Below are 14,460 nucleotides of genomic sequence, written 5' to 3'. Positions count from 1 at the left end.
CACCCGGCTGGAACCGCCACGCACGCTCCCGACTTGGCTACGTAGGCCCCGAGAACCGAAACTCCGACCGCCCGGCGAACCCCGACCCCAACCAGTCGGTCGCCTGCGGCCGACCGGAGCCAGCTCGTAACAGGTTCAGCGGGGGCCGAATTGGCGATCGCCCGCGTCGCCGAGGCCGGGGACGATGAAGGCTTCGGAGTTGAGACCGCGGTCTACGGAGGCGGTGACGAGGCGGATGGGGTGGCCCGACTTTCGCAGGGCAGCAATGCCTTCGGGTGCGGCGACCACGCAGAGGACGGTGATGTCGCGGGCATTGCGGGTGGCCAATAGGTCCAGGGTGTAGACCATGGAGCCGCCGGTGGCAAGCATGGGGTCCAGGACGATGACCGGCGTATCGGACAGGTCGTCGGGGAGGGATTCCATGTACGGGGTCGGCTGGTGGGTCTTCTCGTCGCGGGCCAGGCCGACGAAGCCGATGCGGGCATCGGGGACGAGACTCTCGGCGGTCTCGACCATGCCGAGTCCGGCCCGCAGCACCGGGACCAGCAGCGGCGGGGCGGCCAGGCGGGTGCCCTCGGCGGCGGCGACAGGGGTGGTGATGGGGAAGGTCTCCACGGGCGCCTCCCGCATGGCCTCGTAGACCAGCAGTGCCGTGAGGTCCCGCAGCGCGGCCCGGAAGGTTGGATTCGAGGTGCGGGCGTCACGCATGGTGGTGAGCAGGGCGGCCGCGAGGGGGTGATCCACGATCTGGGTGCGCATGTAAGGAGAGGATACGGCGAGTCAGCCGACGCCACGCCGACGGCCTGCGCTTTTCCGTCGTCCCCGGAACCGCCCCGCCGCGCCACGCGTCCAATTCCCTGAACGACCCACTCTGCCGACACTTCGCGTATTGGGGGACTGCGATGCACCGACTCACGGTCGATCCCGACGGCCTGCTGACCCACGCCGCCACAACCCAACTCCTGGCCACCGACCTGGCCACCGCCGCCACCCACGGCGCAGCCGCCAGCCCTCACCTACTCACCCCGCTCCTCGGCCTCATCGGCACCGACTTCGTAGCCGCCTACACCGCCGCCCACGCCGGACATATCGCCACGGTCGGCACCCTCTCGGCAGTACTGACCAGCATGAGCACCACATCCACGGGCGCGGCGAGCCTCTACGCCGCGACCGACACCGCCCGCGCGAACACCCTCCGCGCCACCGCCGCGGAGCTGGGCGCATGACGGCCGTATCCGACCGGGCCGCACGGTTCTTCGGGACCGCCGCAGGTTCGACGGCATGGGGACGTGCCGCGCGGGCACCCCGCGCGGTGACAGCCACCGATCTCGTGGCACCACGCGCCGCGCCGCAGTATCCGACCGCCACAGCCGCTCTGCCGCCTGTAGTCGCATCCAGCCGGGCGGACAGCCCGCGCACCGCGGCCGAGGCCGCGGCGGACCGCCGACGCGCCGTCGCACTCCAGCCCCGGGTGCACGACGCGGTTGTTCGGAAGCACCGCGTATTCGATCGCGAGGCCGCGTCGGCCCTGTCGCACGCCGCCACCAAGGAGAAACACATGACAGTCGTATTCGATCGTGCGGTGCGGCCAACCGGTGTGCGATCCGGTGGCGGCACCGATGAGTCGCGAGCCGCTCGGGCGATTGGCACGGGCACGGCCATGGCGGAGCCGGGGATATGAACGCGCGAGCCGGCCGGGCAGGGCATCGCGCTGTCGTGGCATCGTGCCGAAGGCGCACACCACACGCCGCGGCACCGGGCCGGATCCGTGCGGGGCTGGCCGATTGTCATAGGGGGCGGCCGCAGGGGTGGCGTGGGTGTCGGGTGCGGGGGTGAGCGATGAGTGCGGTCGATATCGCCGCGTTGGCGCAACCGATCACTGCTCTGCGGGCGAGCCTGGGGGCGGGGAGTGGGGGCGGCGAGGCCGCGGAGGTGTTGCGGCGGTTGTCCGATGAGCTCGATGCGATCCATTCGGCGGGGCGGGTGGGGATCGATCAGCTGTATGGGGTGTGGCAGGGGGTGGGCGGGGATGCCGCCATGGGACAGGAGATGCGGGGGCAGACCTCACTGGCGGAATTGGCCGATCGAGGGCGAGCGATGGCCGAGGTGGTGGAGCGAGCTACGGGCATCGTGGCCAGCGGACAGCGGGAGTTGGAGGAGATTCTGCGGTCGTTCACTTCGGCGGTGGCGGCGTTGGGACCGGCCGCACTGGGCCCGACCGGGATCGGGGCGGTGGTGGCGGTCGCTATCGACCATCTGGGGCGGGCGCTCGCTGTGGTGCGGCGGGTGCGGGTGGAGCTCGAGGAGGAGACCGCCGCGATGGGTGAGCTGATCACTCCGCCGCCGACCCCGGTACCCGCTGGACCCGTGGTGGTCGAGTCGGACTCCTCATCGACCACACCGGCCGGTGTCGGCGGGGTCGTGGGATACGACTCGGGTTCCGGCACGGCGCTCGGTACGCGAATGCTCGATACCGGGTCACAATTGGCGGGTGGCGCGCTCACCGTTCCGGCCGCACTCGGCAGTTCGACGACCACCCCGGCCAGCACGCGACCGACGGCCGACGACCGCACCCATCCCAGCTCGACCGGACAGGGGGTGAAGATCACGCTCCCCGACGGCAGTACCGTGGAAGCGCCCAATCAGCAGGCGGCGGACGCGGTGCGCAACGCACTCAGCGAGGTGGGCACGCCGTATGTCTGGGGCGGCACCACACCCGGTGTGGGGTTGGATTGCAGCGGGCTGACGCAGTGGGCGTACGCGGAGGCCGGAGTGCCGCTACCGCGGTTGGCGCAGCAGCAGGGCGATGGGCATATGCGGGTGGGTCCGGGCGAGGTGCTGCCGGGCGATTTGCTGGTGTGGGACGGGCACGTGGCCATGGTGATCGGCAACGGGCAATTGGTGGAGGCGGGCAATCCCGTCCAGGTAGGTCCGATTCGAACGGAGAACTCAGGAATGCGGTTCCTCGGTTTCTACAGGCCGACGGCATGAGCGGTCAGGGCGTGCGGGAGCGCGGGTCGCGAGACCACTCACTAGATGGACACGACATGAGCGGCCAGGCCGTCGCGATACCAACTCGTACCCCCGGGGCGGGCCACTCCGGAGCTGTGGAGGCAGCGTGAGCGCGCCGGTTCCGAATGTGACCGTGGCGAGCAGCAGCTCGCGCGCGGGCACCGTGACGGTCCGCGCGACCGATCAGGGCATGCCGGTGGAGATCTCCTTCGACCGCGGCGAATACCGTTACGGTGCACAGGCTCTCGCCGATGAGATCCTGCGGCTGACCAAGCGCTCGACCATTGCCGCCAAGGCGCGTCGCCGCGAACTCCTCGCCGAGGCGGGTATGCCGGACGACGCCCTCGACCGTCTCGGCCTACCCACCCGCCAGGACGCGGTGGACGAACTCGATCGCCTCGACGACGAAGACACCGGGCAGACGAGTTGGGTGAAGCCGGTATGAGCGCGGAGATGGACGCGCTGGTCACCGGGGTCACCAACCAGCTGGAGGCCCTCGAGGCGGCACTCTACGACCTGAAGCGGGTGCGCGGCAGCTTCCGTGCCGACGATGGCTCGGTCACCGCCGAAGTCGACGGCGAGGGTGCGCTCGTCGGCCTGTGGCTGACCGAATCGGTGACCTCCCGACCGCCCGCCGAGGTCGCACAATTGATCCTGTGGGCGTGCGGCCGGGCGGCCGCTGAAGCGGGTGCGCAACGCTCCCGGATCGTTGCCCGATTGAACGAGTCATTCACGCCGGGAAATGTTGCGGGCGACCCGGATAGTGCCTGACGCCGCCACTGGCTAGGCTTCCGGCATGGCTTCTGGAGACATCGTCCCGATCGAGCTCGGTCTGACCAACGGCGATCTCGTCACCCTGTGGGCACCGCGCTGGCGGGACGGTGACGACGAGTGGGAGGCATTCCTCGGACACGAGGACTCCCTCTACGGTTTCGAGACCGTCGCGGAGCTGGCCGCGTTCATTCGCAACAACGCCGACAACGACCTGGTCGACCACCCGGCATGGAAGATCATCGCCGGCTTGTCGGCGGCCGAACTGGAGCCCGAAGAGCAGTACGTCTTCGATCTGGTCGGGGTCATGGAGCTGGTCGCGGGCGATCCGGATGCGGAAATCGTCGGCGAACTCGAGGAAACCCTCGACATGGTGCGCAATATCGGCGAGGTCTGCGAACTCGACGTGGTCACCAAATTCTTCGGCTCGCATCCGGCCCTGGGCGCGCTGCCCGGTGGCGTGGGCGCCTTCGTGGGCCAGGAGGGTGGCGAGCTGTGGGACCAGATCGGCGCGGCCATCAACAAGGATTGGGACGCGGTGCTCGACGCCATCGACTCGGTGGTCGAGTCCCCGGATGTCGATGCCGACGCGGTGGCCATCGCGGAGGCGGAACTGCTTGCGGCGGAAGAGAATATCGTCGACGCCGAGGATGCGGCCGAGACCGATGAGGATATCGAGCAGGTCGACCTCGACGACGAGGACGACGACGAGTCGTTCTGGCACGATGTCGGCATCGATCCGGTCAAGATCATCACTTCCGATGGCATCTACTTCACGCTGCGCTGCTACCTCGACGATGAGCCGGTCTTCCTCGGCACCGACGGCACCATCACCGTCTTCACCTCCGAGCGCGCGCTGGCCCGCTACCTGGCCGACGACCACGAACACGATCTGGCGCAGGTGAGCACCTACGGCGAGGTGCAGACCGCCGCGATCGACGGTTCGCTGGAGGTGGAGGTCACCGACGAGAACGTCTACGTGCTGCCGGGCCTCGCCGACGATCTCGCCACCGGCCCGAAGGCGGTGGATGTGGAACAGCTCGACCTGGCGGTCGAATTGCTCACCGACGCAGCCGATTACGCCGAAGACGATGCCGTGGAGACGGCTCTCGCCCCCTCCACCCCGCTCGGCTGGTACGTCTCCTACCTGCTGAACCCGGACCCGAGCCGCCTGGCCCCGAGCGCACCGTTCGACGCCGAGGCGGCGCAGTGGCGGGTGCTGGAGCAGGCGCTCGAAGCCCGGCTCGAGGTCCAGAAGGGCTGGGACCTCACGAAGAGCTGAGCCACAGGCTGATTCGACTCGGTGCCCTCTCCCCGCATTGCGGGGAGAGGGCACCGCTGTCTATCCAGACAAACCACCGAGCTCCAGCGCGCGAGCCGGTCCTATCCACCCGCGATACTTGCCACACCCGGTCGAAACCGGATACCTGCCACACCGATCGCCCCGCCACGCTTGCCACACCCGGCCAACACGGCATACCTGCCACACCTCGTCATCCCGGCATGCTTTTGGCCGGGATCACAATGCGGAAGTGCGGATTCCGGCCGAGAACACGCCGGAATGACGACCCAGCCCGTGCAGCCGCAGGGCGCTGGCGGCAATCAGGCCGCGGCGAGCCGAATCCACACCTGCTCGGCGCGGCCGAGCAACCGCTCGTCCGCACCGTAGAGCACGGTCGACGTGCGGGCCTTGCGGCCCTCCTGATCACGGAATACGCCGACGACCACGCACTGCTCGCCTGGTTTCGGCAGCGTGTGGACCGTGGCGGTCATGGAGCCGAGAACCGCTGGGCGCTCGAACATTTCGGGAACGGACCAGCCACCGGGACAGTCCATGGCGGCCCACAGCAGGGGCACGCCGATATCGACGGTGCCGTCGGGGGTGAAGGGTGCGGCCACCACCCCTTCGCTCACCACGCCGGGTTGGATGCGCAGTCCGTCGGTGCGCTCGCTGCCGCAGACGAAGCAGTGGCCGAAGATCGTATTGCTCTGGTATTCGCTGGTCGCGGCCGCCGCTTCCGGATACGGCACCGGCCGAGGCGCGTCCTGTTGGAACTGTCCGGGGGTGGATTGCGCGACCAGGGTGTCGCCGTCGAACAGTCCGCCGTCACGGACGGCCAGCGGAACCTCCAGTCGCGGCGGGCTCCGCAGCACGACCGTTACGACGGCATCATCGCGCCGGGCGGCCAGCAGGCCCGCCACGTAGCCGCCATTGCCCGAATCGGGCGGCCCGTTGAATCGGCCGGGGATCCGCAGAGTCGTCATGGTTCGCCACGGTAACGAACCCTCGTCCACCCGGACTCGCCCGCCTTCCCGCTGGGCCCGCGCGCCTACCCGGCCGGTCCCATCGCCACGGTCGTACACGCACATATACCGGTCTCGGGCTGAGCCGCAGACCGCGCAACATGTCCGGGCAGCGCGGACCGCGTGGGCTGTACACCGGACCGAGGGCCCTCCACGACGCATACGGCGACATCCGGACCGGCCGACCCAACCACACGAAGGTCCAGCGGGCTCGGGGCCGAGCCCGGAACGCACAACAGTCCACAGGCCCTACGGTCTCGGGCCGAAGCGCGCGGCACGTCCAGCAGGCGTCAGCCGAGCAGGACCGCGTACCCCGGCTTGATCACCTCGTCGATAATCCGCAACCGGTCCGGGAATGGAATGAACGCCGACTTCATGGCATTGATGGTGAATCGCTCCAGATCGCTCCAGCCGTAGTCGAAAGTCGCTACCAGCTTGTGCATTTCGCGGCTCATTGTGGTGTCGCTCATCAACCGGTTGTCGGTATTGACGGTAACGCGGAAGCGCAGCCGGGCCAGGACGTCGAACGGATGCTTCTCCAGCGACGGCACGGCACCGGTCTGCACATTCGATGACGGACACAGTTCGAGCGGAATTCGCATGTCTCGCACATAGTTCGCGACCAGGCCAAGCTTCGGACCGTCGGCGGAGTCGGTGATGTCATCGGTAATGCGCACTCCGTGCCCGAGCCGATCGCATCCGCAGAAGGCCAGCGCCTCGTGGATGGACGGCAGACCGAAGGCCTCGCCCGCGTGAATCGTGAAGTGCGCGTGCTGCGATCGCAGGTATTCGAAGGCGTCCAGGTGCCGGGTGGGAGGGTATCCGGCCTCGGCTCCGGCGATATCGAAACCGCCGACGCCGCGATCGCGGAAGCGCACCGTGAGTTCGGCGATCTCGCGCCCGCGGGCCGCATGCCGCATGGCGGTGAGCAGGCAGGTGACGCGAATCGGATGGCCCGCCTCGGCGGCGAGCCGCTCCCCCTCCCGGAAGCCCTCGAGGGTGTGCTCGACCACCTCGTCGAGGCTGAGTCCGGCCTCGAGGTGTTGTTCCGGCGCGAATCGCACCTCGGCGTACACCACACCGTCGTCGGCGAGATCGATCGCGCATTCCCGGGCGACCCGTCGCAGCCCTTCCGGGGTCTGCATAACGGCCACGGTGTGGTCGAAGGTTTCCAGATAGCGTTCCAGCGATCCGCTGTTCGCGGCGTCTCGGAACCACCGGCCGAGGGTATCGGCGTCGGCGGCCGGAAGCTGGTCATATCCACAGTCACGCGCCAACTCGAGCACGGTCGCGGGCCGCAGCCCGCCGTCGAGATGATCGTGCAGTACGGCCTTGGGTGCCTGGCGGATCGAAGCAAGGGTTAGGGGCGTCGGTCCAGTCATGAATCCACGTTAGACGCTCCCCCGCCTCCCCGAAACTTCAGCGGGCGGCTGAGTGCCACGAAATTTCTCGACCCGTACATACGTCAAGTGGGGGTCGAGTCTTGGGCGTACCCGACGAGTTACCCCGAATCTCACGAGATCAGTTGTCACGTTGCGTATCCAAAAACCATGCCGCGGTGCGATCAATCGCAGGCGATGCCGTTGCCGTCCTTGTCCAAGCCGGGGCGGTAGCCAGGTTGGCCCGCGAGGAGGGGTCCGCTCTCCTCCCGCTGCACCTGCGTGCAGTTGACGTAGTACGGGCGCGGCTCGGACTCCGAGGTGGATGGCTTCGGGGGCCAGACATCCGGCTCCCGGGCACCGGCCATCGGTGCTGCCAGGAGAAGAGTGGTGGCGACGGCCGCACCCGCCAGCCCGGCTGAAACCGAACGCGCCAATCGGGATTTGGTTCGATTCATCACCCTCTCCACCGCAACCGCCGTTTCGGCGGGTGGGTCGGGCATTTCGGGAGGCTGTGGTCAGGGTTCGATACGGTCCAACAGCAGTGGGGTGGCGGTGAATTCGTCCGCCGCGCCGATATCGAAGGCACCGCCGAGCGCTTCCAGCACGGAGGGAATGACTTCGGGGGTATCGGTATGCAGGGTGAGCAGGGGCTGGCCTGCGGAGACAGGGTCGCCAGGTTTGGCGTGCAGGACAATGCCCGCTCCCGCCTGGACCGGATCGCCCTGCCGGGCGCGACCCGCACCCAGCCGCCGAACCGCCAACCCGATATCGAGAGCGTCCAGGCGAGTCAGTGTTCCGGTGCCGGGGGCCTTGACGGTTTCGGTGTGCTTCGCGCGCGGCAGCGGGGCGTCCGGATCGCCGCCCTGGGCGCTGACCATGGCGCGCCAGTGATCCATGGCCCGACCGTCGGCCAGGGCGTCGGCCGGGTCCACATCGTCGATTCCGGCCTGTGTCAGCATCTCTCGCGCCAACGCGAGGGTGAGCTCGACAATATCGGCGGGCCCACCGCCCGCGAGCACCTCGATGGATTCGGCGACCTCGAGCGCATTGCCGGCGGTGCAGCCGAGCGGGGAGTTCATCGCGGTCAGCAGCGCCACGGTGCGCACTCCGGCATCGGCTCCCAGTTCCACCATGGCCGTGGCCAATTCGCGGGCGGTATCGAACTCCTTCATGAACGCCCCGCGCCCGACCTTCACATCCAGCACCAGCGCCCCGGTGCCCTCGGCGATCTTCTTGCTCATAATGGAGCTGGCGATGAGCGGAATGGATTCGACCGTGCCGGTCACGTCGCGCAGCGCGTAGAGCCGCTTATCGGCGGGCGCCAGATCGACCCCCGCCGCGCACACCACCGCGCCTGCCTTCGGATCCGCGAGGATCTCCCGCATCCGCGGCACCGAGATATCGGCCTGCCAGCCCGCGATCGCCTCCAGCTTGTCGAGGGTGCCACCGGTATGTCCGAGCCCACGTCCCGATAGCTGCGGCACCGCCGCCCCGCAGGCCGCGACCAGCGGAGCCAGCGGCAAGGTGATCTTGTCTCCCACGCCACCCGTGGAGTGCTTGTCGACGGTCGGCCGCGGCAGATCGGTGAAATCCAATCGCCGACCCGAACCGATCATGGCGGTGGTCCAGCGCGCGGTCTCCCGCCGCGTCATCCCCCGCCACACAATGGCCATGGCCAGCGCCGCCATCTGCTCGTCGGCCACTTCACCACGGGTGAAGGCGTCCACCACCCAGTCGATCTGGTCGTCGCTGAGCTCTCCCCCGTCACGCTTCGTCGTAATCACCGAGACCGCCGAATGCACACTCACGCCCGCAACCCTTCCATGACGACCGCGACCGCGTCATGACATGGCGCCCCGTTCCCGTCATCCCAGCATCCCCGCACCCGTCATTCCGGCGTGAACGGGGCGACATGCCGGGATGGCGAGAGCGGTGAACGCGATCGAGGTGACGGGTCGAGCCCAGCGGTGCAGCGGTGGTTACTGCTGCCCAGCGGACAAATCGTCGGGCCCGAAGGCATCCGGCAGCAGCTCGCGCAGGGCGACCGGTCCGTCGCGGTGGTCGACGAGCAGCCGCGCTCCCCCGTGCTCGTAGAGCACCTGCCGACACCGTCCACAGGGCATCAGGATTACCCCGCGCGAATCGCAGACCGAGACCGCCGAAAGCCGTCCCCCTCCGGTCGAAATCAAGTTACCGACCAGTACACATTCGGCGCAGAGGCCTAATCCGTATGAGATATTTTCCACATTGCAGCCGCTCACAATGCGACCGTCGCCGGTGAGAGCCGCCGCCCCGACAGGGAATCGGGAGTAGGGGGCATACGCATTATGCATTACTTCAGATGCCTTGCGGCGCAAGCTATCCCAATCGATCTCCGGCATATCGGACCTTCCTTGCATATCCGCGACTGTAGCCACTGAGCACCCCCTGTGAAGACCTCTGAAAATCAGGAAAGGCAAACCTAACTAAGGCAAATTCGGGCCAACGAGCGGCACGCCGAATTAGTTCCGCCCAAGGGCTGGGATTAGAGTTCACGACAGATCGGTTCAGGTACCCGGCAGCGGACCGGAACACAGCAACCGGGACTTCGATTCCGGCTGTGAGCTGGTGTTATCGAACAGCCTACGTGGCTCCCGCGGCGGACTTGACCGGGTCCATCAACGACGTTGGAGGCACCGCACTCTATGACCACACTAGAAGCTCCGGCCAAGCCGAAGCGGACCCTGTACCGAGGCGACCCCGGCATGTGGTCCTGGGCTCTGCACCGCATCACCGGTGTGACGATCTTCTTCTTCCTTTTCGTACACGTCCTGGACACCGCCCTGGTGCGGGTCAGTCCGGATACCTACGACCAGGCGATCGACCTCTACAAGACCCCGTTGGTCGCCCTGATGGAAATGGGCCTGGTCGTCTGTGTCCTGTTCCACGCGTTCAACGGCATCCGGGTCATTCTCGTCGACTTCTGGTCGCAGGGTCCGCGTTTCCAGAAGCAGATGCTCTGGGTCGTGCTGGCCGTATGGATCCTTGTCGCGGGCGCCGGAATCGGCCGCCAGTTCTTCTACCTGCTGACGGAGCACTGAGACCATGACCGCACCAGTTCTCGGCAAGTCCTACGACCGGCCCGCCAGCCTGGACGCGCCCCGCGCGCCGCGCCGCACCGGCGGCAATAACTTCGAGAAGTACGCGTGGCTCTTCATGCGTGCCTCCGGCCTGCTTCTGGTCGTGCTGGTCATCGGCCACATGTTCATCATGCTGATGATCGACGGCGGCGTGCAGCGGCTGAACTTCGCCTTCGTGGCGGGTCGCTGGGCCAGCCCGTTCTGGCAGCTCTGGGACCTCTCCATGTTGTGGCTGGCCCAGCTGCACGGCGGCAACGGCCTGCGGACCGTCATCGACGATTACGCCCGGAAGGACTCCACCCGTTTCTGGCTGAAGTTCCTGCTGGTCGTATCGATGATCCTGGTCATGGGCACGGGCACGTACGTCATCTTCACCTTCGACCCCAACATCACAGGTTAGGAACAGGCCGCCCCGAATGAGTGAGCACAGCGAACGAACCAATAGTGCTGGTGAATCTCGTCCTGTTCAGGAGCACCGCTACGACGTCGTGATCGTCGGCGCCGGTGGCGCGGGCATGCGCGCGGCGATCGAAGCCGGTCCCCGGGCCCGCACCGCCGTCCTGACCAAGCTCTACCCCACCCGCAGCCACACCGGCGCGGCGCAGGGCGGTATGTGTGCCGCGCTCGCGAATGTAGAGGAAGACAACTGGGAGTGGCACACCTTCGACACCGTCAAGGGTGGTGACTACCTGGTCGACCAGGACGCCGCGGAGATCATGGCCAAGGAAGCCATCGACGCGGTGATGGACCTCGAGAAGATGGGTCTGCCGTTCAACCGGACCCCCGAGGGCAAGATCGACCAGCGTCGCTTCGGTGGTCACACCCGTGACCACGGCAAGGCCCCGGTTCGGCGCGCATGTTACGCCGCCGACCGCACCGGCCACATGATCCTGCAGACGCTGTACCAGAACTGCGTCAAGCACGACGTGGAGTTCTACAACGAGTTCTACGTGCTCGACCTGGTGCTGACCGATACCGAGCGCGGTCCGGTCGCCACCGGTGTGGTCGCCTACGAGCTGGCCACCGGCGATCTGCACGTCTTCCACGCGAAGTCGATCGTCTTCGCCACCGGCGGTTCGGGTCGGATGTACAAGACCACCTCCAATGCCCACACCCTCACCGGTGACGGTATGGCGATCGTGTTCCGCAAGGGACTGCCACTGGAAGATATGGAATTCCACCAGTTCCATCCGACAGGTCTGGCGGGTCTGGGCATCCTCATCTCCGAGGCGGTCCGCGGCGAGGGCGGCATTCTGCGCAATGCCTCCGGTGAACGGTTCATGGAGCGCTACGCCCCCACCATCAAGGACCTCGCGCCGCGTGACATCGTCGCCCGGTCCATGGTGCTCGAGGTGGCGGAGGGTCGCGGTGGCGGTCCGAACAAGGATTACGTCTTCATCGACGTGACCCACCTCGGCGAGGACGTACTCGAGGAGAAGCTGCCCGATATCACCGAGTTCTCGCGCACCTACCTGGGCGTGGACCCGGTGAAGGAGCCGGTGCCGGTCATGCCGACCTGCCACTACGTCATGGGCGGCATCCCCACCCGTATTCGCGGTGAAGTGCTGCGCAACAACACCGATGTGGTGCCGGGCCTGTACGCCGCCGGTGAGTGCGCGTGCGTCTCGGTGCACGGCTCGAACCGCCTGGGCACCAACTCGCTGCTCGATATCAATGTGTTCGGCCGCCGCGCCGGTATCTCCGCCGCGGAGCACGCGCAGCGCAGTGAGTTCATGGAGATGCCGGAGACCCCGGCGCAGATGGTGCAGGACTGGCTGTCGCTGATCCTGTCCGATCACGGCAATGAGCGCGTCGCCGATATCCGCACCGAGTTGCAGGCCACCATGGATGCCAACGCGGGTGTGTTCCGCACCGAGGACACCCTCAAGCAGGTGCTCAGCGATATCCACTCGCTCAAGGAGCGGTACACGCGGATCACGGTGCAGGACAAGGGCAAGCGCTACAACAGCGACCTGCTCGAGGCGCTCGAGCTGGGCTTCCTGCTGGAGCTGGCCGAGGTCACCGTGGTGGGTGCGCTCAACCGTAAGGAATCGCGCGGCGGCCACGCTCGCGAGGACTACCCGGACCGCGACGACACCAACTACATGCGCCACACCATGGCCTACAAGACGAGTCCGGAACTGATCTCCGATATCCGGCTCGACTACAAGCCGGTGGTGCAGACCCGTTACGAGCCGATGGAGCGTAAGTACTGATGACTGCCACACTCGACAAGGTGGATACGCAGAAGCCCGCTCCGGTGCCGAATGGCTCGGTCATGGTCACCGTCAAGGTGGCGCGCTTCAATCCCGAGGACGGCCTGGGCAATCACTGGGACGAGTTCAAGGTCCCCGTGCTGCCGACCGACCGGTTCCTGAACGTGCTCATCTACATCAAGTCCTACCTGGACGGCACGCTCACCTTCCGCCGCTCCTGCGCCCACGGTGTCTGCGGTTCGGACGCCATGCGCATCAACGGTGTGAACCGGTTGGCGTGCAAGGTGCTCATGAAGGACATGCTGCCGAAGAGCGGCAAGGAACTCACCATGACCGTCGAGCCGATCCGCGGGCTGCCCGTGGAGAAGGATCTCGTGGTCGATATGGAGCCGTTCTTCGATGCCTTCAAGGCGGTGAAGCCGTACCTGATCACCTCGGGTAACGAGCCGACCCGGGAGCGCATCCAGTCCCAGCACGACCGCGCCCGCTTCGATGACACCACCAAGTGCATCCTGTGTGCCTGCTGCACCACCTCCTGCCCCGTGTACTGGAGCGATGGCAGCTACTTCGGTCCGGCCGCGATCGTGAACGCGCACCGCTTCATCTTCGACAGCCGGGACGAGGCCGCTCGCGAACGCCTCGACATCCTCAATGATGTCGAGGGGGTGTGGCGCTGCCGCACCACGTTCAACTGCACCGACGCCTGCCCGCGTGGCATCGAGGTCACCAAGGCGATTCAGGAAGTCAAGCGCGCACTGCTGTTCGCTCGCTGAGTCTGCCCACTCTCGAAAATCGAAGGTCGCCTTCGTCCTACGACGGAGGCGGCCTTTTTCGTGGGCTCCGGCTATCCAACCTCGCCCACACCACCTTGCCGCCGTGTATCTGCGGTGCGCAGCCCCACGCCCTGACCAGTCGGGCAACCACATGTAATCCGTAATGGCGCGCCGATCCGGGGCCGGGTTCGCGTAGAACGGCCTCGCGCGGATCGGAGTCGGCGACCGCGATGGTCAGCAGGTCGTCGCGCCATTCCACGCGCAGTCGGATATCGCTGTCATCGCGCGCGTGTAGAAACGCGTTCTCGACCAACTCGGTGACGACCAATAACGCGTCTCCACGGATATCGGTGGCCCCCCAGCGGTCGCAGGTATCGGCTACGAATCGGCGGGCTCGCTGGGCGCAATCCCCGGCGCGGCCGATATCGAAACGGGCACGTCGCCGCAGGGGTGCGTCCACGGTGTGGACGGCCGCCGACACCGAGTCGAAGACCGGGACGAATCGGCGAATCGCACTGGATTCCAGCCATTGTCGCCGGTTCGCGGACTCGACCACCAATATGATCGGCACGCCCGGCCATTCACCGACTCGCATCCGTGCGCTGGAAAAGGCGGTCAGTAGCGGTTCACCATCCACCCGGAGATCGTCGAGCACAACGATCACCGCACGTGGTTCGTCCATGGCGAATTTGACCAGGTCATCGCTGAGTTGACGGTAGGTGCGGGCATTGAGCTCACCGTGTGGGGAGACTACCGAGCAGCCCTGCCGTACGTTCCGTTCCCAGCGGATCCCGGTCCCGACCGACATCACACTCAACTACCAATGTCGGGCCGAGGATATGGCGTGACCCACGGCAGCTCCGCTGCCCATGGACGCGCCCGC

17 protein-coding genes are annotated in these 14,460 nt (G+C 66.9%); 10 read left to right on the top strand and 7 right to left on the bottom strand.

The features are described from left to right. Window positions 1-135: 135 nt before the first annotated feature. Window positions 136-759 (bottom strand): uracil phosphoribosyltransferase, encoded by a 624-nt coding sequence (upp, locus tag NU1_RS32510; protein WP_067527306.1) that lies wholly within the window; start codon window positions 757-759, stop codon window positions 136-138. A 143-nt stretch (window positions 760-902) separates the two neighbouring features. Here upp and NU1_RS32505 point away from each other — a divergent pair, with 143 nt between their 5' ends. The 6 genes from NU1_RS32505 to NU1_RS32480 all read left to right on the top strand — a co-directional run bounded on the left by NU1_RS32505 (window position 903) and on the right by NU1_RS32480 (window position 5,065). Continuing rightward, entirely contained in the window at window positions 903-1,226 is a 324-nt protein-coding gene (locus NU1_RS32505) for a type VII secretion target (protein WP_067527305.1), read from the top strand. Continuing rightward, window positions 1,223-1,681 (top strand): hypothetical protein, encoded by a 459-nt coding sequence (locus tag NU1_RS32500; protein WP_067527304.1) that lies wholly within the window; start codon window positions 1,223-1,225, stop codon window positions 1,679-1,681. Before NU1_RS32505 ends, NU1_RS32500 begins: the two co-directional genes overlap by 4 nt. Before the next feature lie 158 nt (window positions 1,682-1,839). Then, complete coding sequence (locus NU1_RS32495; protein ID WP_067527303.1) at window positions 1,840-2,991, top strand: NlpC/P60 family protein; 1,152 nt, start codon at window positions 1,840-1,842, stop codon at window positions 2,989-2,991. Window positions 2,992-3,118: 127 nt separating this feature from the next. Then, a complete protein-coding gene (locus tag NU1_RS32490) occupies window positions 3,119-3,457 on the top strand; it encodes a hypothetical protein (RefSeq protein ID WP_067527302.1) in 339 nt (112 codons plus the stop codon). Continuing rightward, window positions 3,454-3,783, top strand: coding sequence for a YbaB/EbfC family nucleoid-associated protein (locus NU1_RS32485; protein ID WP_067527301.1), 330 nt, complete (start codon window positions 3,454-3,456; stop codon window positions 3,781-3,783). The genes NU1_RS32490 and NU1_RS32485 overlap by 4 nt, the downstream gene beginning before the upstream one ends. 25 nt (window positions 3,784-3,808) lie before the next feature. After that, window positions 3,809-5,065 (top strand): SatS C-terminal domain-containing protein, encoded by a 1,257-nt coding sequence (locus NU1_RS32480; protein WP_067527300.1) that lies wholly within the window; start codon window positions 3,809-3,811, stop codon window positions 5,063-5,065. A 320-nt stretch (window positions 5,066-5,385) separates the two neighbouring features. On the opposite strand, the gene NU1_RS32475 is transcribed toward NU1_RS32480, so the two are convergent. The 5 genes from NU1_RS32475 to NU1_RS32455 all read right to left on the bottom strand — a co-directional run bounded on the left by NU1_RS32475 (window position 5,386) and on the right by NU1_RS32455 (window position 9,850). After that, the gene (locus NU1_RS32475) at window positions 5,386-6,048 is read right to left on the bottom strand and encodes a hypothetical protein (protein ID WP_067527299.1); all 663 of its coding nucleotides are present in this window, start codon (window positions 6,046-6,048) and stop codon (window positions 5,386-5,388) included. A 329-nt stretch (window positions 6,049-6,377) separates the two neighbouring features. After that, a complete protein-coding gene (locus NU1_RS32470; RefSeq protein WP_067527298.1) occupies window positions 6,378-7,469 on the bottom strand; it encodes an adenosine deaminase in 1,092 nt (363 codons plus the stop codon). A 182-nt stretch (window positions 7,470-7,651) separates the two neighbouring features. Next, window positions 7,652-7,924, bottom strand: coding sequence for an excalibur calcium-binding domain-containing protein (locus NU1_RS32465; RefSeq protein WP_169815177.1), 273 nt, complete (start codon window positions 7,922-7,924; stop codon window positions 7,652-7,654). A 60-nt stretch (window positions 7,925-7,984) separates the two neighbouring features. Further along, complete coding sequence (locus tag NU1_RS32460) at window positions 7,985-9,271, bottom strand: thymidine phosphorylase (protein WP_067527313.1); 1,287 nt, start codon at window positions 9,269-9,271, stop codon at window positions 7,985-7,987. Between the two features lie 177 nt (window positions 9,272-9,448). Next, window positions 9,449-9,850 carry a cytidine deaminase gene (locus tag NU1_RS32455; protein ID WP_067527296.1) on the bottom strand — a complete coding sequence of 134 codons (402 nt, stop codon included), beginning with the start codon at window positions 9,848-9,850 and terminating at the stop codon, window positions 9,449-9,451. Between the two features lie 303 nt (window positions 9,851-10,153). Between NU1_RS32455 and sdhC the strand changes: the two genes are divergently transcribed. Genes sdhC through NU1_RS32435 form a run of 4 tightly spaced genes read left to right on the top strand, consistent with a single transcriptional unit; the run spans window position 10,154 to window position 13,577 of the window. After that, window positions 10,154-10,549: a succinate dehydrogenase, cytochrome b556 subunit gene (sdhC, locus tag NU1_RS32450; RefSeq protein ID WP_067527295.1), complete on the top strand. Its 396-nt coding sequence runs from the start codon at window positions 10,154-10,156 to the stop codon at window positions 10,547-10,549. A gap of 4 nt (window positions 10,550-10,553) precedes the next feature. Continuing rightward, on the top strand, window positions 10,554-10,988 hold the full coding sequence (locus tag NU1_RS32445; RefSeq protein ID WP_067527294.1) for a succinate dehydrogenase hydrophobic membrane anchor subunit: 435 nt from the start codon (window positions 10,554-10,556) through the stop codon (window positions 10,986-10,988). A gap of 16 nt (window positions 10,989-11,004) precedes the next feature. Further along, the gene (gene sdhA, locus NU1_RS32440; protein WP_067527293.1) at window positions 11,005-12,804 is read left to right on the top strand and encodes a succinate dehydrogenase flavoprotein subunit; all 1,800 of its coding nucleotides are present in this window, start codon (window positions 11,005-11,007) and stop codon (window positions 12,802-12,804) included. Then, on the top strand, window positions 12,804-13,577 hold the full coding sequence (locus tag NU1_RS32435) for a succinate dehydrogenase iron-sulfur subunit (RefSeq protein WP_067527292.1): 774 nt from the start codon (window positions 12,804-12,806) through the stop codon (window positions 13,575-13,577). Before sdhA ends, NU1_RS32435 begins: the two co-directional genes overlap by 1 nt. 37 nt (window positions 13,578-13,614) lie before the next feature. On the opposite strand, the gene NU1_RS32430 is transcribed toward NU1_RS32435, so the two are convergent. Next, on the bottom strand, window positions 13,615-14,385 hold the full coding sequence (locus NU1_RS32430) for an ATP-binding protein (protein ID WP_067527291.1): 771 nt from the start codon (window positions 14,383-14,385) through the stop codon (window positions 13,615-13,617). Window positions 14,386-14,460 lie beyond the last annotated feature (75 nt).

The organism is Nocardia uniformis NBRC 13702 (assembly GCF_001613345.1).
Lineage (GTDB): Bacteria > Actinomycetota > Actinomycetes > Mycobacteriales > Mycobacteriaceae > Nocardia > Nocardia uniformis.
Note: the sequence above shows the minus strand (reverse complement) of the source record. Positions and strands in the feature narration are given on the sequence as shown.

Excerpts from the sequence above, each read along its gene's own strand:
- upp (WP_067527306.1), bottom strand. The coding sequence starts at position 759 with ATGCGCACCCAGATCGTGGATCACCCCCTCGCGGCCGCCCTGCTCACC.
- NU1_RS32505 (WP_067527305.1), top strand. The coding sequence starts at position 903 with ATGCACCGACTCACGGTCGATCCCGACGGCCTGCTGACCCACGCCGCC.
- NU1_RS32500 (WP_067527304.1), top strand. The coding sequence starts at position 1,223 with ATGACGGCCGTATCCGACCGGGCCGCACGGTTCTTCGGGACCGCCGCA.
- NU1_RS32495 (WP_067527303.1), top strand. The coding sequence starts at position 1,840 with ATGAGTGCGGTCGATATCGCCGCGTTGGCGCAACCGATCACTGCTCTG.
- NU1_RS32485 (WP_067527301.1), top strand. The coding sequence starts at position 3,454 with ATGAGCGCGGAGATGGACGCGCTGGTCACCGGGGTCACCAACCAGCTG.
- NU1_RS32480 (WP_067527300.1), top strand. The coding sequence starts at position 3,809 with ATGGCTTCTGGAGACATCGTCCCGATCGAGCTCGGTCTGACCAACGGC.
- NU1_RS32475 (WP_067527299.1), bottom strand. The coding sequence starts at position 6,048 with ATGACGACTCTGCGGATCCCCGGCCGATTCAACGGGCCGCCCGATTCG.
- NU1_RS32470 (WP_067527298.1), bottom strand. The coding sequence starts at position 7,469 with ATGACTGGACCGACGCCCCTAACCCTTGCTTCGATCCGCCAGGCACCC.
- NU1_RS32465 (WP_169815177.1), bottom strand. The coding sequence starts at position 7,924 with ATGAATCGAACCAAATCCCGATTGGCGCGTTCGGTTTCAGCCGGGCTG.
- NU1_RS32455 (WP_067527296.1), bottom strand. The coding sequence starts at position 9,850 with ATGCCGGAGATCGATTGGGATAGCTTGCGCCGCAAGGCATCTGAAGTA.
- sdhC (WP_067527295.1), top strand. The coding sequence starts at position 10,154 with ATGACCACACTAGAAGCTCCGGCCAAGCCGAAGCGGACCCTGTACCGA.
- NU1_RS32445 (WP_067527294.1), top strand. The coding sequence starts at position 10,554 with ATGACCGCACCAGTTCTCGGCAAGTCCTACGACCGGCCCGCCAGCCTG.
- sdhA (WP_067527293.1), top strand. The coding sequence starts at position 11,005 with ATGAGTGAGCACAGCGAACGAACCAATAGTGCTGGTGAATCTCGTCCT.
- NU1_RS32435 (WP_067527292.1), top strand. The coding sequence starts at position 12,804 with ATGACTGCCACACTCGACAAGGTGGATACGCAGAAGCCCGCTCCGGTG.
- NU1_RS32430 (WP_067527291.1), bottom strand. The coding sequence starts at position 14,385 with ATGTCGGTCGGGACCGGGATCCGCTGGGAACGGAACGTACGGCAGGGC.